Below are 21291 nucleotides of genomic sequence, written 5' to 3' on the forward strand. Positions count from 1 at the left end.
TGTTAAGACAATACCGAGGAAACTAATAACTGCGTGTAAGGATGATGTGGATCGTCGAGCACGCGGTCGGTTAAACCACTTTCCACCACCTGACCCTGCTTCATCACCAGCAGACGGTTCGCCAGCAGGCGCGCGACGCCCAAATCGTGGGTCACAATCACCACCGCGAGCTGCATCTCCACCACCAAGGTGCGCAGTAAGTCCAGCAGGCGGGCCTGCACGGACACATCCAGACCGCCGGTTGGCTCATCCATAAATACCAGACGCGGATGCGTCACCAGATTGCGGGCGATTTGCAGGCGCTGCTGCATACCGCCGGAGAACGTGGTTGGCATGTCGTCGAGGCGAGACACCGGAATTTCCACATCTTCCAGCCACTTAGCGGCCTGTTTACGGATATCACCATAGTTACGCTGACCAATGGCCATCAGGCGCTCGCCGATATTGCCGCCAGCGGAAACCTGACGACGCAGGCCGTCCATCGGGTGCTGATGCACCACGCCCCAATCGGTGCGCAGGAGGCGGCGGCGGTCGCTTTCCGGCATGTCGTAAAGCGACTGCGCAGCCTGCTGACCGTTGTTATAGATAACCTGCCCCTGCTGTGGCGCGAGGCGCGCGGAGATTGACTGCAACAGCGTGGTTTTACCGGAGCCAGATTCGCCCACGATGCCCAGCACTTCGCCCGGATAGAGATTGAAAGAGACATCGCTAAAGCCTTTGCCCGGCGCATACAGGTGGGTCAAGTTGTTGACCGACAGCAGAGGTTCAGCGTTGAGTTGGCGTGGAGTGGTCATCAGTGTTGCGCCTTATTCTGGGTTTGTTGGCTGTTCAGCTCGACCTGCTGGGCGCAGAAGTCGGTGTCTGAGCACACGAACATCCGGTTGCCGAGGTCGTCGAGCACCACTTCGTCGAGATAGCTGTGGTGCGAGCCGCAAATAGCGCAAGGCTCATCCCACTGCTGCACGGTGAAAGGGTGGTCCTCGAAGTCGAGGCTTTCCACCTTGGTGAACGGCGGCAGGGCGTAAATGCGTTTCTCGCGACCGGCACCAAACAGTTGCAGCGCGGGCATCATGTGCATTTTCGGGTTATCAAATTTCGGGATTGGCGACGGGTCCATCACGTAGCGATCGTTCACCTTGACCGGGTAGGCGTAGGTGGTGGCGATATGGCCGAAGCGCGCGATGTCCTCATACAATTTCACCTGCATCACGCCGTACTCTTCCAGCGCGTGCATCTTGCGCGTCTCGGTTTCGCGCGGCTCGATAAAGCGCAGCGGCTCTGGGATGGGCACTTGGAAAATCAGCACCTGATCTTCGGTCAACGGCGTCTCAGGGATGCGGTGACGGGTCTGGATCAGCGACGCATCGACGGTTTTCTCGGTGGTTTTCACCCCGGCGACGCTCTGGAAGAACTTGCGAATCGACACGGCGTTGGTGGTGTCGTCAGCGCCTTGGTCGATAACTTTCAGCACGTCTTGCTGACCAATAATGCTGGCGGTGATCTGAATACCGCCGGTGCCCCAGCCGTAAGGCATGGGCATTTCGCGACCGGCGAACGGCACTTGATAACCGGGGATCGCCACGGCTTTCAGAATGGCGCGACGGATCATGCGTTTGGTCTGTTCGTCGAGATAGCCGTGGTTATAGCCCGCGATGATGGCGGCGTGGTTATCACTGCTTTTCATGGTCTGAGTCCTGTGAAGTCGTTGAATCATGCTGCTGGCGCAGGCGTTTCAGCAGTTCCAGTTCGGCCTGGAAGTCAACGTAGTGCGGCAGTTTGAGGTGGGAAACAAAACCGGCGGCCTCGACGTTGTCGGCATGAGACAGCACGAACTCTTCGTCCTGCGCCGGGCTATTCACCAGTTCGTTGTACTCTTTGGTCTGCAATGCGCGGTCGACCAGCGACATCGACATCGCCTTGCGCTCGGCGCGGCCAAACACCAAGCCGTAGCCACGGGTGAAGTGCGGCGGCTTGTCGTCCGGGGTGACAAAGCTGTTCACCATTTCGCATTCGGTCAGCAAGATCTCGCCGATATCAATCGCAAAGCCCAGCTCTTCCGGCACGATTTCCACCGTCAGCCAGCCGGTACGAATTTCGCCAGCAAAGGGGTGGGTGCGGCCATAACCACGCTGGGTGGAGTAGCTCAGGGAGAGCAGGAAACCTTCGTCGCCGCGTACCAGCTGTTGCAGGCGAGCCGCGCGAGAAGCAGGGTAAACCGGCGGGGTGCGGGTGATGTCTTCCGGCTCGCTGCCGTCATCCTCTTCCTTCACCGCCAACTGTTGCGCGGTCAGCAGGTCAAAAACGTGGCTGCACTGCTCTGGCAGGGTTTCGTCGGCGATGGGCGTGAACGGCGCTTCGCCTTCGGCCAGCAGCGCGAAATCCAGCAAACGGTGGGTGTAATCGTAGGTCGGGCCAAGGACCTGTCCGCCCGGCAAGTCCTTATACACCGCAGAAATACGGCGTTCGAGGCGCATATCGCTGGTGTCCAGCGGCTGGCTGGTGGCGAGGCGTGGCAGGGTGGTGCGATAGGCGCGCAGCAGAAAAATCGCTTCGACCAAGTCGCCGCTCGACTGCTTGATAGCCAGCGCGGCCAGCTGGCGGTCGTAAATTCCGCCTTCGCTCATCACGCGATCTACCGCCAGACCAAGCTGTTGCTCGATTTGCGCGCATTCAAGTTCATCAACGCGGGTGTCACCACGGCGCTCGTGCGCCAGAAGTTGATGGGCGGCAGCAATGGCTTTTTCGCCCCCTTTAACGGCTACGTACATCAGCAAACCTCCACGCGGGTGGTGCGCGGCACTGCAATCAGCTCGTCACCGCAGGTAAACATGAAATCCAGCCCCAGCGGGAAGCGGTGCGGACGGTTAAGCAGGTATTGGCGCACCGCGTCTGGCAATTGCGGGGTGATCACGCGCTCGGACTCAATGCCCGGCCCAGTCAGGCGCAGCGCAGGGCCGCCACTCAAACCTTCGAGCTGCACAATCACGCTGGTGGCAAGCTCTGGAGACATTTCGTCGCCGCAAGGGAAAGCCAGCAAGGTGGCGCTATCGAGGGCCGGATCAGCCAGCGCGAAGCTGACGGAGGAAGGTTCTTCGGTCAGAACCGCGCCAGTGTGGAAGCGCAGGTTTTTACGCAGAATGTCGTCATTCAGCGCGGCGCTTATCCACAACGGCGTGTCTTGATCAATCAGCGTTAACAGCACGCAGGCGCTGGCAGAGCCGAGCGCGCCGAAGCCCGGAACGGCAGGCAATTCGACGCAGGTTCCCGGTTCGCTAAGGGCTTTAAGGATGCGGCGAAAGCTGAACTGCGCATCGGCGACGGGATTTTGGAAGCTGGCAACAAGTGACATGGATTACTCTCCGCGAACCAAGGTGAAGAAGTCGACGCGGCTGGCTGCCACTTCCCGGGCGCGCTGTTCGCGGCGCTCTTGTTGGGTAGCGGCCAGCGGGGCGATCAGAGATTTATGCAACAGCTCATCCATGCCGTTGACCTGTAACAGCGCGTCAATAATGGCGCACAGTTCGGCATGAGCTTTGTCGCGACCGGCGACATAGCTGTAGCCATAAACGCCGGAATCGAGCTGCACCACGGCGCGAGTGACGGTCATGTCACCCATTACAAAGCGTTTGCCGGTGCCACCCATGCGGCCTTGCAACTGGGTCAAGCCAGTTTCTGCGGCGCGCAGGCGTTCAAATTTTGGAGAGAGGTTCAGCGGTTGCCACAGCGCCAGAAGTTCGGCGGGCTGGCTGTGTGCCAGCACTGACATCCAGCGCTGGCGATTTTCGAGGGCGTGCATTCAGTGCTCCATTGTCAATTCAATCATGTCGGCACGGGTCAGCCCGACGGAGTATTCCGCCACGTTGCCACTGCCGTCACAGGTGTTGAGAGTCCGCACGCACAGCAACGGGGCCTGCGGGACGATTTCGAGTAATTTGCTTTCTTTCGCCAGTGCGCGGCGGGCGTTAATGCGGGTAGTGCGGCGGGTCAGGGTCTGTTTGATTTCGGTACGGATAAAGTCGTGCAGCGAACCATTGTGGAAATTTTGCAGAGAGGGCCACCAGTCGAGGTCCGGCAGGTAGTGGTCGATAACGCTGACCGGCACCCCGTTCACCCGACGCAGCGTGCGCAGGTGAATCACCGTGTCGCCCTCTTGCCGTGAAAGGGCCGTTGCGACGTGGTCGGTACAAGGTCGCAGCACGGCTAACAATCTTTCGCTGGTGGGGTGACTGCCTTGCTCCAACAGGTTCTGACTAAAGCGGGCCTGCGAGTGCAGCGGGTAGTCGTAAGGGCGCATCAGGACCAGCGTGCCTATCCCCTGACGGCGTTGCAGCCAGCCGCGTTCAACCAGCTCATCAACCGCGCGACGCAGCGTGTGGCGATTGACCTGAAAGCGGTCGGCAAGTTGTTGTTCAGGAGGAAGATAGTCGCCACAGCGATAGCCGTTGCGCAGTTCGAGTTCAAGTTCGGCAGCAATTTGCTGATATCGCGTGGGGTAACTGGTCGGATGTCTAGATAAGTTCATCATAATGAAAACCTCGCACGGTCTTAACGAGCAGAGAAAAACCTAAAAAATTGAGCTGGCGGGGAAGCGATGAACAGAGGGAAATACGCTTTCATAGTGCCAACCTCGTTTCGGTGTTGGCATCAGAATGGCCGAGCTAAGTGACAATTTGGTGAATGGCGGGTTGCAGATAAATGAAGAGTGGAAGACAGCTCGCAGGAAAGTGAGAGGGGAGTTTACGGGGCAGGAGTGTTCAAATTACACTCAATGAGGAATAGGAAAAGGTAAGTCTCTCTCACATAAGGAATATGTATGTCTGAAGCAAATAATATGGATTTTCAGCCTGCCGAAAAGCCGGTATTACCCGAAACCGCCGCCGAAATTTGGTTGCGCGAAAATCAGCAAGGTCTCGAGGCAGTCAAACGATATGCCGAAGAGAATGGCGCTTTCTCTGATTACCAGCGGGCTTTTTGATGGAGCAGTACGCTGTTTATGAGAATAAAGGTGGAGGAAAGGCCGCTTATCCTTTTCTGCTGAACATACAGCACCCTCTGGTTGAGGGCATTAGCCCTACCGTGATGGTTCCTTTAGTTCCGCTGGTTAAGTTAACTGCTTTTCCGCCCAAAAAGCTGTGCCCACTGCTACGAGTGGAACATCAATTCTGTGTTGCCATGACACACATGCTGGGTGGCGTTCACTCGTGTGAGGTTGGGGAGCGGGTCAGTCGGCTTGATGGAGAAATTTACGACGTCAAAAATGCCTTTGATTTTCTACTGAATGGTATTTGAATAATAAGAGAGAGGAGTAAGATTCCTCTCTCTTCATTATCCTCATCACTTCACCTCAAGTAATGAATCACCTGATTCGAGCTGCCGCGCCAGATAAGGGCGGGGTCTTTCAGCTCTTGCACAAATTTGCCATCTACCAACACGTTGATTAACTCGACCACTTGCTGCTGGTCGGCGGTTAATTCATCGAGCTTATAGCCGGTCCACATCCAGACGTTTTTGCCGGGGCATTCGGCCTGAACACGTTCTAGCAGATGGCGAACTGCGGACAAATTTTGCGGATGCAAAGGGTCGCCGCCGGACAGCGTCAGCCCTTGGCGGGGGATCAATTCGTCTTGCAGGTCGGCAATAATCTTATCTTCATCTTGTGGGGTGAAGGGCTTGCCTGAGTCCAGTCGCCAGGTGCTTTTGTTGTAGCACCCGCGGCATTCATGGACGCAGCCGGAGACGAACAGCACGCAGCGTGTCCCCGGTCCGTTAACGACGTCCACACTGTAATATTGATGGAAGTTCAAAGCGTTAACCTAATTGCCCATTTCCCAGATGCTTGACGCGACGTTTTACCTCTTCCTGCTTACCGGCGTTGAACGGTCGGGCGTCGGGGCTGCCGAGATAGCCACAGACCCGGCGGGTGACCGAGACGCGTGACGGCTCGTGGTTGCCACATTTCGGGCAGGTGAAGCCTTTGCTGGTGCAGTCGAACTCGCCGGTGAAGTGGCACTCGTAGCACTCGTCGATTGGCGTGTTGGTGCCGTAGTAAGGCACCCGTGAGTAGCTGTAGTCCCAGACGTCTTCCAGCGCTTTCAGGTTATGTTGCAGGTTCGGGTATTCGCCATAGCAGATGAAGCCGCCGTTGCTCAGTGGCGGGTAGGGGGCTTCAAAATCCAGCTTCTGATAAGGGTTCACCTTCTTCTCGACGTCGAGATGGAAGCTGTTGGTGTAGTAGCTTTTGTCGGTGACGCCGGGGATCAGGCCGAACTCGGCGGCGTCCAGACGGCAGAAGCGGTCGCACAAGTTTTCGCTCGGCGTGCTGTACAGGCTGAAGCCGTAGCCGGTTTCTTCTTTCCACGCCTCGGTGGCCTCTTTCAGGCGATTAACGATGGCGATGGCCTTCTCGCGCAGCTGCTCGGCGTCGAAAACGTGAGTTTGGTTGCCATACAGCGCGTTGATGGTTTCATGCACCCCGATATAACCCAGCGAGATCGACGCGCGGCCATTTTTGAAGATAGGCGCGATGTCGTCGTCAGCTTTCAGCCGCACGCCGCAGGCCCCTTCCATATAGAGGATTGGCGCGACGCGGGCTTTGATGCCGTCCAGCCGTGCAATGCGCGTCATCAAGGCCTTTTTCGCCAGCAGCAGTCTTTGGTCGAGCAAGGCCCAGAAGGCCGTTTCGTCGCGGCCCGCTTCAAGGGCGATGCGCGGCAGATTCAGGCTGATCACGCCAATATTGTTGCGCCCGTCGTGCTGCATCTCGCCGTTCTCTTCATAGACGCCGAGGAAGCTGCGGCAGCCCATTGGCGTTTTGAACGAGCCGGTGACCTTGACCACCTGCTCGTAGTTGAGAATATCCGGGTACATGCGTTTGCTGGCGCACTCGAGCGCGAGCTGTTTGATGTCGTAGTTGGCGTCGCCCGGCTGGCGGTTGAGGCCTTCACGGATAGCAAATACCAGTTTAGGGAACACGGCGGTTTTATGGTTTTTGCCCAGACCGGCGATGCGATTGCGCAGAATAGACTGCTGGATCAGGCGCGATTCCCAAGAGGTGCCCAGCCCGAAGCCAAAGGTGACAAAAGGCGTCTGGCCGTTGGCGGTGTGCAGCGTATTCACCTCATATTCCAGCGACTGGAAGGCGTCGTAACACTCTTTCTCAGTGCGGCTGCGGGCGAAAGCTTCACCGTCTGCCACCTGCCACTCTTCAGCCACGGCTTTGTGCTTGTTGAAACTCTCGGTCACAAAGGGGGCGAGGATCTCATCAATGCGATTGATGGTCGTGCCGCCATAAATATGGCTGGCGACCTGAGCGATGATTTGCGCGGTGACTGCCGTTGCGGTGGAAATTGACTTAGGGGTGTCAATTTCCGCATTACCCATTTTGAACCCCTTGGTCAGCATGCCTTTCAGGTCGATCAACATGCAGTTAAACATCGGGAAAAAAGGCGAATAGTCGAGGTCATGATAGTGAATTTCACCGCGCTCGTGCGCCAGAACCACGTCACGCGGCAAAATATGTTGTTTGGCATAGTGCTTGGCGACAATGCCCGCCAGCAGGTCGCGCTGGGTGGGGATCACTTTGCTGTCTTTATTGGCATTTTCATTGAGCAGCGCCACGTTGCTCTGTTCGACCAGCCCGCGAATCTCCTGATTCAACCTGCCGCGCAGCTCGCGCGTCACATCCCGGTCATGGCGATATTCAATATAGGCGCGCGCCAGTTTTTTGTACGGGCCGGACATCAGCTGGTTTTCCACCGCGTCTTGGATCTCATTGATATCCACCTGCGATTTATCCAGCAGCGCTTCACCCACTACTTGGGCGACCTGTTGGCAATATTCGGCGTTGTCGATACCTGCCGCACTTGCCGCGCGGCTTACCGCTTGCTGAATCAGGCTGCTATTGAAAGGCACTTTGCATCCGTCCCGCTTAATGACGATCGGCAGTTGGTGGCGAGTATTGACGGGATCAGATTTCAACAGGTCAGCCTTCACAATTTAACTCCTTTTAGGCGCAATGCCGCACTGCTCAAGGGCTGGAGCCGTATCCGCAGGGAAAGTGCATAACGCTATATGTTGGGTTGTTTTTATTAATCGGCCCACAATATATAGTCTATAAAGAATTCCTGTATCTTTGAAATACGCTTTCCTTTGACCTAAAACAAAGATTCCCCGCATAAGTTTATTGATTGAGCAAACGACCAAAATGGCCTGATAAATGGCGTAAAAATTGCTTCCTTTTAAGCGAGTTATACAGGTCACATTTCCCTGCAATAAGAGGGCAAATCAGCCGGACACGGTTTCGATTTGGTTGATACTTTAGGTTTAAACTGAATTGACCGCTGAGGGTCTACAGGGCAAGACGCGGACATGAAAAGATAGCCTCAACAGGCAGAGCGATGCCTCTCTTATACCTATTGAGGAAGTGAATATGTCATCGATTTTAGTGTTAAGCGCCCACCGCACTCCGGACCAATCTCGCATCAACAAAGCGCAAGTTGCCGCGCTGCGTGAGGTTCCGGGCATCACCGTGCATGAGTTAATGCGCGAATACCCAGACTATAAAATCGATGTGGCGCGTGAGCACGAGCTGCTGAAAAACCACCAGCACATCGTCATGATGTTCCCGTTTTTCTGGTACAGCTCTCCGGCGATTTTGAAAGAGTGGGAAGATGCGGTATTAACCTACGGTTTCGCCTACGGCACCAACGGCACGGCGCTTCAGGGCAAGACCTTGCAGGTGATTGTTTCGACGGGCGGGGATGAAAAGGCTTACACGCCAGAGGGTTACAACCGTTACCCGGCAAAAGATCAGCTGCTGCCTTTCCACGCCGTGGCTAATCGTACTGGTATGGATTGGCTGGAGCCGCTACTGATCCAAGGCGCGAACAACATGACTGACGAACAGGTTCCTCATCATGTTGAACGCACGCTGGCATTACTGAAGAGCCAGCTTTAATCGCGCTGGCTCTGGGCTACTGCTTTATAACAAATAGAGGCACTCGTACGGTCGCAGGCAGTTGGCGACCGGCGCATCAGCATAGTTGCTGAAGATAGGTGCCTGCTGGTGGTTATCAAGATTGAGGATCTGCTGCTCACCGCTGAGGTTAGCAATCACCGTTAGCTGCTCGCCGTGCCAAGTACGGCGATAGCACCACAGGTGTGGGTTATCCGGCAGCAGGTCTTGATAATCACCGTGAGTCAGCACCGGCAGCTCTTTGCGCAGGCGAATCAGATACTGATAGGTGTAAAACACCGAATCGGTGTCCGCCAGCGCCTGTTCGGTGTTGATTTGGGTGTAATTCTCGCTCGGGGTGATCCACGGCGTGCCGGTGGTGAAGCCCGCATTGGCCGAGGCGTCCCACTGCATTGGCGTACGGCCATTGTCGCGGGATTTCGAGGCCAAAATCTCCAGCAGTTCTGCCTCGTTTCGGCCACTGGCCTTCAACTCAGCAAACATATTCAGGCTTTCCACATCGCGGTATTGCTCAAGATGCTGATAGCCCGGATTGGTCATCCCCAGCTCTTCACCCTGATAGATGTAAGGCGTGCCCTGCATGCCGTGCAGCACCATCGCCAGCATCTTGGCGGCAGGCACGCGCAGCTTACCATTTTCACCAAAGCGGCTCACAATACGCGGCTGGTCGTGGTTACACCAGAACAGCGCGTTCCACGCGTGGCCGTGCATCCCTTGCTGCCACTCATTGAAAATCTGCTTGAGCTGCACGAAATCTGGCGCGGCCTTGGTCCACTTCTCACCGTTAGGATAATCCACTTTCAGGTGGTGGAAGTTGAAGGTCATCGACAGCTCGCTGCCGTCATTGGCGGCGTATTTGCGACAGTGCTCTAGCTTGGTTGACGACATCTCGCCGACGGTCATCAGGCCCAGCGGCTTGAAGACGTCACGGCTGAATTCTTGTAGGAACTCGTGAATGCGCGGGCCGTCGGTGTAGAAACGGCGGCCATCGCCGATGTCGTCGGACGGGAAATCTTGCTGTTTGGAAATCAGGTTGATCACGTCGAGACGCAGGCCATCCACCCCTCTTTCCGCCCAGAATTGGCAGATCTTTTTCAGCGCTTCGCGAACCGGCGGGTGTTCCCAGTTAAGGTCCGCCTGCTCGCTGGCGAACAGATGCAGATAGTACTGCTCGCTCGCCTCGTGCCACTGCCATGCGCCGCCGCCAAACTTGGAACGCCAGTTGTTTGGCGGGCCTCCGGCGCTGTCGGCATCGCGCCAGATGTAGTAATCGCGATAAGGACTGGCGGGATCTTGTGCCTGTTTAAACCACTCGTGATGGGTCGATGAGTGGTTAAACACCATGTCCATAACAATGCGGATCCCGCGGCGATGGGCTTCGGTGGTTAAATTTTCGAAATCTTCCAGCGTACCGTAATCCGGGTCGATAGCGCAGTAGTCGGCCACGTCGTAGCCGTTATCAACCTGCGGAGAAACGTACATTGGCGTTATCCACAGCGCATCAACGCCGAGGGTTTTCAGGTAGTCCAGACGGCGGGTGATACCGTTGATATCCCCCATGCCGTTGCCGGTGGTGTCCTGAAAACTCTTCGGGTAAATCTGGTAAATCACGCCGTTTTTCCACCACGGCAATTCACTGCTCATCGTCTTATCCTTTTCTTAATGCGTCATCTTTTACTAAACAATCGCCAGCTCGCCTTTACGCGCTTTACGCTTGTAAACCAGTACCGTCAGAATGATTGGAATGACGGTGGCGACCAGCATTGCCAGTGCGAACACGCCCCAGAACTGCGGTTTAATCGACAGAATGCCCGGCAAGCCGCCAACGCCGATACCGTTAGCCGTGACGCCGCTCAGGCCACAAATCAGGGAAGCCACTGCGGAGCCAACCATCGCGCAGAGCATTGGGAAGCGATATTTCAGGTTGATACCGTACATCGCCGGTTCGGTTACGCCGAGGAAGGCGGAGATGGCGGCCGGCACTGAAACTTCGCGTTCGTTGTGTTTCTTAGAAGCAATAATGATGCCGACGACCGCCGCCGCTTGCGCGATGTTGGAGATAGCAATCAGCGGCCAAACTGGCGTGCCGCCGGTGCTTTGCACCATCTGCATGTCGATGGCTAGCGTGGTCTGGTGCACGCCGGTGATAACCAAAGGTGCATAGAGGAAGCCAAACAGCGCGGCGCCAATTGGTGCGAAGCTGCCGGTCATCACGGCTTTCACAGCCCATGCTACGCCATCACCAATCATGCGGCCGAATGGACCAATCAGGGTGTGGGCCAGGAATACGGCGAGGATCAACGACACCACCGGCACGATGACCAGATAGAGGTAGTTCGGCACGATTTTCTTCAGGCCGTTTTCGATAATGGCTAATGCCATACCCGCCAGCATAGAAGGAATGACCTGCGCCTGATAACCCACTTTCTCAATGGTGAACCAGCCGAAGTTCCACACTTCAGGAATTTGCTGGCCGAGGTTGTAGGAGTTCATCAGCTGCGGGGAAACCAGCGTGATACCCAGCACGATACCGAGGATTTCGGTGCCGCCCATTTTCTTCACCGTGGACCAACACACCGCCACTGGCAGGAACATGAAGATGGCTTCACCCAGCAACCACAGGAAGTCGTAGATGGTTTTCCACATTGGGTGCATCTGGGCCAATGTCTGGCCACCGCTCATCGGGATATCACCGATGACGTTGCGGAAACCTAAAATCAAACCGCCGCTTATAAGAGCAGGCAGCAGGGGGAAGAAGATCTCTGCGAAGTGCGAAATGCCGCGCTCCACCCAGCTCATATTCTGGCGAGCAGCGACCTTGGCGGCCTCTTTACCAGTGTCATCTTTGCCGCTGGTGGCGATCAGGGCTTTGTAGTAATCGTCAACTTCAGGACCAATAACCACTTGGAACTGGCCAGCATTGGTGAAACACCCTTTGACCATTGGCAACTCTTCAATGGCTTTCGGATCGGCTTTCTCTGGATTATTTAATACGAAGCGCAGGCGGGTAATACAGTGCGTGACCGTGGCGATATTTTCGCTTCCGCCGACCAGCTCTATTAGCCGATTAACAGCTTGCTGATTTACTTTGCTCATGGATTGACCTTATGTTCCCTTTGTACCTGACGCTAAGGAGGAGCCAAGGACGCTAGGGATATTGTGATTGTCGTTAGGGTACATTTCGACCTTTAGCATAGCCAAACCGATGGGAACTTGTCTGGGAACGTTCCCGGTTTTAAGCGGTAGATCACAATTTTTCTGCATGGCTCAAAGTGAGGTATTCAGCTGGCCAATTGGCCCGGAATAATAATTTGCCTTAAGTCAGTTTTTTGGCTGAGTTGGACCAGCAGCTGGCGGGCAGCGGATTCGCCACCTTTGCCATAACCCAGCTCGACCGAGAAGGTATTAGGGAAGAGGAAGCGGAGCAGGGGGTTGTTACCAATACCGCACACCTGAACGCCGCTAATGTTCTGTTGTTGCAGGTATTTCTCTGCGCCGAGCGCGATGGTGTCGGAGGCGCAAATCACCGCGTCGGTCTCAGGGAGCAAGACGTGAGAAATCAGCTCGAAGCCGCTTTCATAGTTCAGTTTGCCCAGCGCCATATGCGGCGTCAGGCCGTGTTCCGCGCAGTAGCTTTGGTAAGCCTCAAAACGTAACTGGCCAGTGGTGGTATCTTGCGGCGAGACCCCGATAAAGCTTATCTGCCGATGGCCTTTCTCCAGCAGGGTGTCCATCAGCAGCCGCACCGCGCCCGCGTCGTCATAGCAGACAGACGAAAACTGCGGCATTTCGCGCGCCATCATCACCAGATTGTCCTGCCAGCCTTGCAGCATCGAGACATCCAGCCCGGTGAAACCAAACAGCACCACGCCGTCGATATTGCGCTGCTTCAGCACCTGCAAATGCTCTTGCACGCGTTCGGCGCTGAACTGGCTTTCCATCACAATCGGGTCGTAGCCCTGCTCATAAAACAGCGGCAGCATGGCGCGCACCGCCTGATTCTCAGAGGGAGAATCAAGGCGCGACACGATGATCGCCACAATCTTATCGCTGAAGCCGCGCATCGCCCGCGCCGACTTCGACGGGCTGAAATTATGCTGCTCAATCACCGCCAGCACCCTTTCGCGCGTGCGTGGGCTGACGTTGCCTTCATTGTTTAGCACGCGTGAAACGGTAGATTTACCGACCCCGCTCAGGCGGGCAATGTCATTAATGGTCAGGCGATTTTGCATGATTTAAGCGCTAATGATTGATCAGGTTTATGTTTGGTTGCAGTTAACCAGCGTACACTGCGGGCGTTTGATGCCCACTGTATGTCAATTTGCCGATCCGCTGAGGGTTTTGCTCAGCCGATGAATTGTAATACCGGACGGGTATCTTTTCCTAAACGTTCCTTACCGGAGATAAAAACCTAATGGGACCCGACCCCAATTCTGTAAGTCCGTTGTGATCCGGTAAGCACCCGCTTTTTAGCTACTGCTTACCGTGACACTAACGCTTGAAAGAGTGCTGTACAGGTAAGCGGTGGCGATCGATTTTCGTTCGTCCCCCCCAATTTTAATTTATCCATTCTCCTGCACGGGCTAGTCACGCCTGCGTGTTGCAGCGGGATATGGGTTTGCTTTTGCCATGCCTAAATTTTAGATTCTGGGCGCAACAAAGGGTCGAACGATGTTCAAAACTATTACTCAACGACTGCTCAATGCACTAAGCCGTAACTTACCACGCCGTCTGGTTCGCCGTGATCCCCTGCTGGGTGATGCATTGCAACAAAATGTGCACGGTGGCAAAGCGCAGGAAATTCCTGCCAGCATGGCCAATCACAGCCTGAAGTGCGCCCGCGCGACGGAAGATCAGCTGTATCTGCAATTTGGCAGCCACCCGGAAGGGCTGACCGGCCCTGAGGTCGAGGCTATCCGCGAGCGCGTGGGCTTCAACCAGACTGACGATCAGCAGCCCGCGCCTTGGTGGCAGCACCTGTGGCACTGCTATCGCAACCCGTTCAACCTGCTGCTCACCGTGCTGGGGCTGGTCTCTTACGCCACTGACGACCTGACGGCGGCCTTGGTGATTGGCGCGATGGTGCTGATCTCCACCTTTATGCACTTCATTCAGGAAGCGCGCTCTAACCGCGCGGCGGACGCGCTGAAAGCCATGGTCAGCAACACCGCCACCGTGCTGCGCAGCGATGCCGAAACGGGCCGCAGTGAAACCTGCGAAGTGCCTATCAGCCAGCTGGTGCCGGGCGACCTGATTAAGCTTTCCGCCGGAGACATGATCCCCGCCGACCTGCGCATTCTGTCGGCCAAAGACCTCTTTATCAGCCAAGCCGCGCTGACCGGGGAGTCCCTGCCGGTCGAGAAGCAGGCCAACAGCCGCATGCCCGCCGATTCCGACCCGCTGGAGCAGGATACCCTGTGCTTCATGGGCACTAACGTAGTCAGCGGCACGGCGATGGCGATTGTGATTGCCACCGGCGGCGAAACTTGGTTTGGCCAGTTGGCCGAGCGCGTGACGCAAGAAGAGACCCAGCCGAACGCTTTCCAGGCCGGGATCAGCAAAGTCAGCTGGCTGCTGATTCGCTTCATGATGGTGATGACCCCTATTGTGCTGGTGATCAATGGCTACACCAAGGGCGATTGGTGGGAAGCGGCGCTGTTTGCGCTCTCCGTCGCGGTGGGCCTGACCCCAGAAATGCTGCCGATGATTGTCACTTCTACTCTGGCGAAAGGCGCGGTTAAGCTTTCAAAACAGAAGGTTATCGTTAAACGTCTGGACGCCATTCAGAACTTCGGCGCGATGGACATTCTGTGTACCGACAAAACCGGCACCCTGACGCAGGATAAAATCGTCCTCGAGCGCCACACCGACGTGCTTGGCGTCACCAGCGATGAAGTGCTGCACTTGGCGTGGCTCAACAGCCACTATCAGACCGGCCTGAAAAACCTGCTCGACGTGGCGGTGCTGGATCGCGGTGACATTGCCAATGCGCGCAACTCATTGAAAGTCGATGAGATCCCGTTTGATTTCGACCGCCGCCGTATGTCAGTGGTGGTATCGGACCATGCCGACAGCCATCGTCTGATTTGCAAAGGCGCGCTGGAAGAGATGCTGTCGATTTGCACCTTAGTGCAGCTCAACGGTGAGATTGTGCCGCTGACCGATGTGCTGCTGGCGCGTATTCGCCGCATTACCGACGACCTCAACCAGCAGGGGCTGCGCGTGGTCGCCGTGGCGCACAAAGTGATGCCATCGCGCACTCAGGGTTACGGCATTAATGATGAATCCAGCCTGATTTTGGCCGGGTACATTGCCTTCCTTGATCCACCAAAAGAGAGCACCGCGCCTGCGCTGAAAGCGTTAAAAAACAAAGGAGTGACGGTGAAAATCCTCACCGGCGACAACCCGCTGGTGGCGCGCAAAGTCTGTAAAGACGTTGGGCTGAAAGTGGATGAGATCCTGATTGGCAGCGATATCGAAAATATGGATGACGCCCAGCTGCTGGTGGCAGCGGAGAGCACTACGGTGTTCGCCAAACTGACGCCAATGCACAAAGAGCGCATCGTGCGCGTGCTGCGCGGCGAAGGCCACGTGGTGGGCTTTATGGGCGACGGCATCAATGATGCTCCGGCGCTGCGCGCGGCGGATATCGGCATTTCGGTAGACTCGGCGGTGGATATCGCCAAAGAAGCAGCTGACATCATCTTGCTGGAAAAGAGCCTGATGGTGCTGGAGCAGGGGGTGACCGAAGGGCGTAAAACCTTCGCCAACATGCTGAAATATATCAAGATGACCGCCAGCTCCAACTTCGGTAACGTCTTCAGCGTACTGGTCGCCAGCGCCTTCTTGCCGTTCTTGCCAATGTTGCCGCTGCACCTGTTAATTCAGAACCTGATTTACGATGTGTCTCAAGTGGCTATCCCGTTTGATAACGTGGATGAAGAGCAGCTCGCCAAGCCGCAGAACTGGAACGCCGGAGATATCGGCCGCTTTATGGTGTTCTTCGGGCCGATCAGTTCAGTGTTCGACATTCTGACTTTCAGCCTGATGTGGTGGGTGTTCAAGGCCAACACGCCGGAAATGCAGACCCTGTTCCAGTCTGGCTGGTTTATTGAAGGCTTGCTGTCGCAAACACTGATTGTGCATATGATCCGCACCCGCAAAGTGCCGTTTATTCAGAGCCGCGCCTCTTGGCCGCTGTGCGTGATGACCCTGATGGTGATTGTCACCGGCATCGGTCTGATCTACACACCGGCCGCCGGATTCCTGCAATTGCAGGCCCTGCCGCTGAGCTACTTCCCGTGGCTGATCCTGATTCTGGCGGGGTACATGGTGCTGACTCAAACGGTGAAAGGCTGGTTCGTTCGCCGCTACGGTTGGCAGTAACAGTAAGTTGTTAAGCTTAAGGCGGTGATTGTTAACTCAATCACCGCCTTTTTATTACACAAAGGCTATAGTTAATCCTTTACGATTCAGCAGGCTATGTCAGTCTGCTTTACCTCTAAGGGATCTTGCCAATGCCATTGCCATTCCGTCGTTCCTTATTTGCCTCGTCGTTATTCCTTGCTATCAGCTCTTCGGCCTTTGCCGCTCCTGCCGGGAATTTGCCCCTTATGCCATGGCCGCAGCAGGTTGAAGTGGCCCCACAGGCCGGAAAGTGGGTGGTGGACAACAGTCTGTCGGTGGCGGTGAGTGGGGACAATCTCGGCGCTATTCCCCAGCGTTGGCGTGAGCGCATTGAGCAGCAGACCGGCTGGACGCTCCAGCCGCAGCCGACCGACGGCAAGCAGAGCAAAATTCAGGTAGTGATCAAACATAAAGTAGACGCCCTGCCGAAGCCGGACAGTGATGAAAGCTATGATCTTGACGTCACGCCGCAGGGCGCGACCATTACCGCCAACAGCCGATTTGGCGCGCTGCACGGCATGGAAACCCTGTTGCAGCTGCTGCAAAACGACGGCGAAAACACCTTCCTGCCACTGGTGAAAATTCACGATAACCCGCGCTTTGCGTGGCGCGGCGTGCTGCTGGACTCCGCGCGGCACTTCCTGCCGATAAGCACCATTAAGCGCCAGCTCGACGGCATGGCCGCCGCCAAGCTGAACGTTTTGCACTGGCATTTGACTGACGATCAGGGCTGGCGCTTCGCCTCCGAGCACTATCCGAAGCTGCAACAGTTAGCCAGTGACGGCGAGTTCTACACCGTGGCTGAAATGAAAGACGTGGTGGCCTACGCCACCGCGCTAGGTATTCGCGTGGTGCCGGAAATCGACATGCCGGGCCACGCCTCGGCGATTGCCGTCGCCTATCCTGAGCTGATAAGCGCCCCCGGCCCTTATCAGATGCAGCGCGAGTGGGGCGTACACGAGCCGACGCTCGACCCTTCCAACGAGCAGGTTTACAAATTTGCCGACACCATCGTTGGCGAGCTGACCGCCATCTTCCCCGACCCTTATTTGCATATTGGCGGCGATGAAGTGAAAGACACCCAGTGGGTGAATTCCACGGCGATTCAGGCTTACATGAAGAAGCATAATATTGCCGACAGCCATGCGCTTCAGGCCGCGTTCAACAAGCGTTTGCAGGAGATTTTGCATCAGCATCATCGCCAGATGGTCGGTTGGGATGAGATTTTCCATCCGGACTTGCCGCACGACATTGTTATCCAGTCATGGCAGGGGCCGGACTCGCTGGGGGCCAGCGCGCAGCAGGGGTATCAGGGAATACTTTCCACCGGCTTCTACCTCGACCAGCCGCAAAGCTCGGCCTACCACTATCGCAATGAAATCCTGCCGCAGCCGCTGGGCGTGGACCAAAACGTCGCCGAGGGTGAAAAAGCCCAGAGCTGGGCATTCTCCATGCCGCGCCTGAAAGGCAGTGCGGTAGACGGCAGCTTTACGCTGATTGAAGGCAAGCAGGGCTGGCGCGGATTTATTGATTTTAAAGGCAAAACTCGCCGCGCGGTGCGCGATATCGTTTGGCAGAATGACGGCAAAGTCAGCTTCGCGGTAGACACGTGGATGGGCGACACCCGCCCGGTGCTCACCCTGAAAGACGGTAAATTCGACGGCTATTTCCTGATTGGCAACGCGCGCTATCCGGCCACCGGCAGCCAGCTCAGTGCAGTACCGCAAGGCACGCCGCCGGTGGTGCCAGACGCCAAAGGAATGAAAAACATTCTGGGTGGAGAAGCCGCGCTGTGGCAGGAAAATATCACCTCGCAAATTCTCGACCTGAAGCTGTGGCCGCGCGGGTTTGTGGTCGCCGAACGCCTGTGGTCCGCCGAGGATGTGAAAGATATCAACAACATGTACCAGCGCTTGGCGAAAGTGGATGCCTGGTCGGCGGTTTCCGTGGGGTTACAGCAGCATGCCGAAACCACCCGCCTGATGACCCGTCTGGCGAACAGCAGTGATATCACGCCGCTGCTGACCCTCTCTTCGGCCCTTGAGCCCGCGCAGTATTACACCCGCCAGCACCTAAAGTTTAAGGCTGGAAACTACACCCAGTTTGAGCCACTGAATCGTCTGGTGGACGCTCTGCCTGCGGAGAGCAACGCGGTGCGCGAGCTGGATAATCAGGTCAAAGCCTTGCTGGCTGATGGCAAAGACGCGCAGGCCGCCGCTGCCATTCGCAACCAGTTGACGCTGTGGCAGGCCAACACCGCGCAGGTTCAGCCTATTTTGGCGCAAAACTACGTGCTGAAGCCGGTCCAGCCGGTGGCGGAGCAGCTCAGCAAGCTGTCCGAACTGGGGCTGCAATGGCTGGATAAAATCCAGAAAGGCGAGAGCATCACAGCAGAAGAGCGCCAGCAGGCGCAGGCCCAACTGGACGGCGCGGCGCAGATTCAGGATGAGTTGGTGATTGCGGCGGTTTATCCGCTGGAAAGACTGCTGCAAGGCGTGAAGTAAGGGAAAGTGCCGCCGGGAACACGCGGCGGCGCACTCTTATTATCAGGCAGGCTCGGGCGGCGGCTCTTTGCGCGGCTTGCCTGCCCGCATCAAGCACCACAAAGGCAGTGGCAGGGTGGTGACCAGCAAAATCCACAGCAGCGGGTAAATCGACCCCACGCCGTCATTTTGCAGATTGATAAACAGCTTCACCGGGATCCCCTGCGGGAAGTAGCAGAACACCATCACGATGCCGAACTCACCAATCACTCGCACCCAAGCAATCGCCAATCCGGCGGCTAAACCGCGCGCGGCGACTGGCAGCGTGAGCCGCCAGAACACCATCAGCGGCGAGGCCCCCAGCGTTTGCCCGGCCTCTTCGATATCCCTCGGGACATTTTCAAAAGCCACTCTGGCCGACAGTACAAAGTAGGGCAGCGCGCCGTAAACCTGCGCCAACACAAAGGCCGGAGCATTGTTGTTCAGCGACACGCCCATGGCATTCAGCACTTCACCAATCGAGCCGTAAGGCCCGTAAACCGAGATAAGCAGAATGCCCATCGCCAGCGGCGGAGTCAGCAACGGCACCAGCACCGCGACTTCCACCAGACTGCGCCAGCGATGCTGAGTGCGCGCCAGCCACAGCGCCAGTGGCAATCCCAAAGCAATAATCAGCGGAATCGACACCATGCTCAGGCCGAGAGAGACGGCGACGGCCTGACCGTCACCGTAGGCGGTGTGGAAATCTGACCAAGGGGTGAGCACCGCCAGCGTGACAAAAGGAACCATCAGCAACGCCAGCGACGGCACGGATAGCCAGAATAATCGCACCTTACAGCGCTCCGCCTTTTGGCTTGCCGTAACCGTTTTGCTCTAACAGCGCCTGACCTTTGTCGCTTTGCAGGAAGCTGATAAAGGCTTTAGCCATCTCTGGGTGCGGCGCGTTTTTCAGCACGGCGGCGTAGAACACCAGCGGCTCGGTCTTAATGGTTTTGCTCTTGCCCTGCGGGTCAGTGATGTTGAAGCTCACCTTGCTGTACCACGGGGTTTCCATCTGCGGATTGCTCAGGTTGATCTCATCCGGCAGGCTGATGTACGGCAGGCCCGCCGAGCGCGTGGCGCTTTCATAGCCCGAGGCGGCATCCACTTGTCCGGCTTCCAGACGGGTTAATAATCCGCCTTCGCCGGAGATTTGTTGCTGGTTAAGAGTGTCGCCCAGCACGGTTTTGGTCAGGCCCGGCTGCTGGTAATAACGCTCTGCCAGCATCATGGTGAAGATAATGTTCTGGCCCTGTGGGTCAGTGGTTGGGTCGGTACGGCCAAATTTCAGGCCCGGCGTTTGCAGCACTTTCCACCACGGCGCAGCGCCCGATTTCTGTTCTTTAATGGCATTGAAAGCCTCGGCGTATTTGCCTTTCGGGTTATAGGCGATAACCATGCTGGTGCTGGCCACCGGCACGGCAGAGTCCACCAGACCGGCTTTCTTCAGCACTTCAATCGGACCGGGAGTGATTGAGACAAACACGTCTGCCACCACTTTCTTCGACGCCAGCAGGTTCGCCATGCCATAAGCCCCTTGGCCCTGACCCTGATAATTGACGTGGTTCTGCTCGGCAAAGGTCGGCCCGAGGTGTTTGTCCATCACCACGCCCATCGAACCGGCGTAGGTCACGCGGAAGTCGTCAGCGGCATCGGCGGTTTGCACGGCGGTAAGGCTAAGAAGCAGGGCAGCGGCAGTCAGGGTTTTCTTGCCAGAAAAAGTGGCGAGGGAAGTGAACAGAGTCATGATAGTTATCCGTTATATAGTTAGAAGCATAACGATAATCCATCATTGCGACAGATTTATAAACCCCGTTGCAACGGAAATAATGATCGGAGAAATGAAAAAAGCCGGGGGGGAAATCTCCGACTTTGATTTTAATAATGGTAGCGACAGGCTGCGATCATGATCGCATGTTCGGTGACTGCATAGACTAAACGATGTTCTTCAGTAATGCGCCGAGACCAGAAACCCGTCAGGTTGTACTTTAAGGGTTCAGGCTTACCTTTTCCTGCAAAGGGTTCTCGTTGTATGTCCTTAATGAGTTCGTTAATCCGTTTAACTATTTTTTTATCCGTTTGCTGCCAGTAGAGATAGTCATCCCAAGACTGGCTGGAAAAGGTAAGTTTCAATCAAATAGCTCCCTCTCAACGCCTTTGCCTGCCCTCAGTTCATCAATAGAATCCATGAGATGTCTGATGTTGGCTGGTGAGCGTAACAGATGAGCTGTTTCTTCTAAGGACTCGTATTCTTCTAACGACATCAGTACGCAAGGCGTCCCGTTTTGGCGAGTGATAAGGATCGGGGCGCGATCCTCTGCCGCCTGCACCATGGTCGTTGAGAGATTCTGACGAGCTTCGCTATAACTAACCGTTCTCATCGTGAAT

20 protein-coding genes are annotated in these 21291 nt (G+C 56.2%); 5 read left to right on the top strand and 15 right to left on the bottom strand.

Going from position 1 to position 21291, the window contains the following annotated elements:
* Positions 1 to 2: 2 nt before the first annotated feature.
* From phnK to phnF, 6 genes are read right to left on the bottom strand one after another with little or no spacing between them, the layout of a single operon-like run.
* Positions 3 to 794, bottom strand: coding sequence for a phosphonate C-P lyase system protein PhnK (gene phnK, locus GEAM_RS20325; RefSeq protein WP_034795327.1), 792 nt, complete (start codon positions 792 to 794; stop codon positions 3 to 5).
* Complete coding sequence (locus tag GEAM_RS20330; RefSeq protein WP_034795340.1) at positions 794 to 1684, bottom strand: alpha-D-ribose 1-methylphosphonate 5-phosphate C-P-lyase PhnJ; 891 nt, start codon at positions 1682 to 1684, stop codon at positions 794 to 796. Before GEAM_RS20330 ends, phnK begins: the two co-directional genes overlap by 1 nt.
* The gene (locus GEAM_RS20335) at positions 1671 to 2768 is read right to left on the bottom strand and encodes a carbon-phosphorus lyase complex subunit (protein ID WP_034795343.1); all 1098 of its coding nucleotides are present in this window, start codon (positions 2766 to 2768) and stop codon (positions 1671 to 1673) included. The genes GEAM_RS20330 and GEAM_RS20335 overlap by 14 nt, the downstream gene beginning before the upstream one ends.
* The gene (gene phnH / locus GEAM_RS20340) at positions 2768 to 3349 is read right to left on the bottom strand and encodes a phosphonate C-P lyase system protein PhnH (protein ID WP_034795345.1); all 582 of its coding nucleotides are present in this window, start codon (positions 3347 to 3349) and stop codon (positions 2768 to 2770) included. The genes GEAM_RS20335 and phnH overlap by 1 nt, the downstream gene beginning before the upstream one ends.
* Positions 3350 to 3352: 3 nt before the next feature.
* Entirely contained in the window at positions 3353 to 3796 is a 444-nt protein-coding gene (gene phnG / locus GEAM_RS23185; RefSeq protein WP_034795348.1) for a phosphonate C-P lyase system protein PhnG, read from the bottom strand.
* Positions 3797 to 4522: a phosphonate metabolism transcriptional regulator PhnF gene (phnF, locus tag GEAM_RS23190; RefSeq protein WP_034795434.1), complete on the bottom strand. Its 726-nt coding sequence runs from the start codon at positions 4520 to 4522 to the stop codon at positions 3797 to 3799.
* 291 nt (positions 4523 to 4813) lie between these two features.
* Between phnF and GEAM_RS22885 the strand changes: the two genes are divergently transcribed.
* The gene (locus GEAM_RS22885; RefSeq protein ID WP_072009935.1) at positions 4814 to 4975 is read left to right on the top strand and encodes a type II toxin-antitoxin system CcdA family antitoxin; all 162 of its coding nucleotides are present in this window, start codon (positions 4814 to 4816) and stop codon (positions 4973 to 4975) included.
* A complete protein-coding gene (locus GEAM_RS20355; protein ID WP_034795351.1) occupies positions 4975 to 5289 on the top strand; it encodes a CcdB family protein in 315 nt (104 codons plus the stop codon). Before GEAM_RS22885 ends, GEAM_RS20355 begins: the two co-directional genes overlap by 1 nt.
* A 50-nt stretch (positions 5290 to 5339) precedes the next feature.
* Here the strand turns inward: GEAM_RS20355 and nrdG are convergent, their stop codons facing one another.
* Both nrdG and nrdD read right to left on the bottom strand, forming a co-directional pair.
* Complete coding sequence (nrdG, locus tag GEAM_RS20360) at positions 5340 to 5804, bottom strand: anaerobic ribonucleoside-triphosphate reductase-activating protein (protein ID WP_034795353.1); 465 nt, start codon at positions 5802 to 5804, stop codon at positions 5340 to 5342.
* 4 nt (positions 5805 to 5808) lie between these two features.
* A complete protein-coding gene (gene nrdD / locus GEAM_RS20365) occupies positions 5809 to 7944 on the bottom strand; it encodes an anaerobic ribonucleoside-triphosphate reductase (protein WP_034795437.1) in 2136 nt (711 codons plus the stop codon).
* 484 nt (positions 7945 to 8428) lie between these two features.
* Between nrdD and GEAM_RS20370 the strand changes: the two genes are divergently transcribed.
* Entirely contained in the window at positions 8429 to 8956 is a 528-nt protein-coding gene (locus GEAM_RS20370; RefSeq protein WP_034795356.1) for an NAD(P)H-dependent oxidoreductase, read from the top strand.
* Between the two features lie 24 nt (positions 8957 to 8980).
* On the opposite strand, the gene treC is transcribed toward GEAM_RS20370, so the two are convergent.
* From treC to treR, 3 genes are all read right to left on the bottom strand, one after another.
* Positions 8981 to 10618, bottom strand: coding sequence for an alpha,alpha-phosphotrehalase (gene treC / locus GEAM_RS20375; protein ID WP_034795358.1), 1638 nt, complete (start codon positions 10616 to 10618; stop codon positions 8981 to 8983).
* Positions 10619 to 10651: 33 nt separating this feature from the next.
* On the bottom strand, positions 10652 to 12070 hold the full coding sequence (gene treB, locus GEAM_RS20380) for a PTS trehalose transporter subunit IIBC (RefSeq protein ID WP_034795361.1): 1419 nt from the start codon (positions 12068 to 12070) through the stop codon (positions 10652 to 10654).
* 185 nt (positions 12071 to 12255) lie between these two features.
* On the bottom strand, positions 12256 to 13206 hold the full coding sequence (treR, locus tag GEAM_RS20385) for a trehalose operon repressor TreR (protein ID WP_034795364.1): 951 nt from the start codon (positions 13204 to 13206) through the stop codon (positions 12256 to 12258).
* A gap of 439 nt (positions 13207 to 13645) precedes the next feature.
* Between treR and mgtA the strand changes: the two genes are divergently transcribed.
* Both mgtA and GEAM_RS20395 read left to right on the top strand, forming a co-directional pair.
* Positions 13646 to 16360 (top strand): magnesium-translocating P-type ATPase, encoded by a 2715-nt coding sequence (mgtA, locus tag GEAM_RS20390; protein ID WP_034795367.1) that lies wholly within the window; start codon positions 13646 to 13648, stop codon positions 16358 to 16360.
* Between the two features lie 131 nt (positions 16361 to 16491).
* On the top strand, positions 16492 to 18885 hold the full coding sequence (locus GEAM_RS20395) for a beta-N-acetylhexosaminidase (RefSeq protein WP_034795370.1): 2394 nt from the start codon (positions 16492 to 16494) through the stop codon (positions 18883 to 18885).
* A gap of 42 nt (positions 18886 to 18927) precedes the next feature.
* On the opposite strand, the gene GEAM_RS20400 is transcribed toward GEAM_RS20395, so the two are convergent.
* The 4 genes from GEAM_RS20400 to yefM form a co-directional block, all read right to left on the bottom strand.
* Positions 18928 to 19653, bottom strand: coding sequence for a molybdate ABC transporter permease subunit (locus GEAM_RS20400; RefSeq protein ID WP_051899588.1), 726 nt, complete (start codon positions 19651 to 19653; stop codon positions 18928 to 18930).
* Positions 19654 to 19696: 43 nt separating this feature from the next.
* Positions 19697 to 20650: an extracellular solute-binding protein gene (locus GEAM_RS20405; protein WP_051899586.1), complete on the bottom strand. Its 954-nt coding sequence runs from the start codon at positions 20648 to 20650 to the stop codon at positions 19697 to 19699.
* Between the two features lie 131 nt (positions 20651 to 20781).
* Entirely contained in the window at positions 20782 to 21036 is a 255-nt protein-coding gene (locus GEAM_RS20410; protein WP_034795375.1) for a Txe/YoeB family addiction module toxin, read from the bottom strand.
* Positions 21033 to 21284, bottom strand: coding sequence for a YoeB-YefM toxin-antitoxin system antitoxin YefM (gene yefM, locus GEAM_RS20415; RefSeq protein ID WP_034795378.1), 252 nt, complete (start codon positions 21282 to 21284; stop codon positions 21033 to 21035). The genes GEAM_RS20410 and yefM overlap by 4 nt, the downstream gene beginning before the upstream one ends.
* Positions 21285 to 21291 lie beyond the last annotated feature (7 nt).

This window comes from Ewingella americana ATCC 33852, from assembly GCF_000735345.1.
Classification (GTDB): domain Bacteria; phylum Pseudomonadota; class Gammaproteobacteria; order Enterobacterales; family Enterobacteriaceae; genus Ewingella; species Ewingella americana.

Coding starts and splice junctions, on each gene's coding strand:
- phnK (WP_034795327.1), bottom strand. CDS start 794: ATGACCACTCCACGCCAACTCAACGCTGAACCTCTGCTGTCGGTCAAC.
- GEAM_RS20330 (WP_034795340.1), bottom strand. CDS start 1,684: ATGAAAAGCAGTGATAACCACGCCGCCATCATCGCGGGCTATAACCAC.
- GEAM_RS20335 (WP_034795343.1), bottom strand. CDS start 2,768: ATGTACGTAGCCGTTAAAGGGGGCGAAAAAGCCATTGCTGCCGCCCAT.
- phnH (WP_034795345.1), bottom strand. CDS start 3,349: ATGTCACTTGTTGCCAGCTTCCAAAATCCCGTCGCCGATGCGCAGTTC.
- phnG (WP_034795348.1), bottom strand. CDS start 3,796: ATGCACGCCCTCGAAAATCGCCAGCGCTGGATGTCAGTGCTGGCACAC.
- phnF (WP_034795434.1), bottom strand. CDS start 4,522: ATGAACTTATCTAGACATCCGACCAGTTACCCCACGCGATATCAGCAA.
- GEAM_RS22885 (WP_072009935.1), top strand. CDS start 4,814: ATGTCTGAAGCAAATAATATGGATTTTCAGCCTGCCGAAAAGCCGGTA.
- GEAM_RS20355 (WP_034795351.1), top strand. CDS start 4,975: ATGGAGCAGTACGCTGTTTATGAGAATAAAGGTGGAGGAAAGGCCGCT.
- GEAM_RS20370 (WP_034795356.1), top strand. CDS start 8,429: ATGTCATCGATTTTAGTGTTAAGCGCCCACCGCACTCCGGACCAATCT.
- treC (WP_034795358.1), bottom strand. CDS start 10,618: ATGAGCAGTGAATTGCCGTGGTGGAAAAACGGCGTGATTTACCAGATT.
- treB (WP_034795361.1), bottom strand. CDS start 12,070: ATGAGCAAAGTAAATCAGCAAGCTGTTAATCGGCTAATAGAGCTGGTC.
- treR (WP_034795364.1), bottom strand. CDS start 13,206: ATGCAAAATCGCCTGACCATTAATGACATTGCCCGCCTGAGCGGGGTC.
- mgtA (WP_034795367.1), top strand. CDS start 13,646: ATGTTCAAAACTATTACTCAACGACTGCTCAATGCACTAAGCCGTAAC.
- GEAM_RS20395 (WP_034795370.1), top strand. CDS start 16,492: ATGCCATTGCCATTCCGTCGTTCCTTATTTGCCTCGTCGTTATTCCTT.
- GEAM_RS20400 (WP_051899588.1), bottom strand. CDS start 19,653: ATGGTTCCTTTTGTCACGCTGGCGGTGCTCACCCCTTGGTCAGATTTC.
- GEAM_RS20405 (WP_051899586.1), bottom strand. CDS start 20,650: ATGACTCTGTTCACTTCCCTCGCCACTTTTTCTGGCAAGAAAACCCTG.
- yefM (WP_034795378.1), bottom strand. CDS start 21,284: ATGAGAACGGTTAGTTATAGCGAAGCTCGTCAGAATCTCTCAACGACC.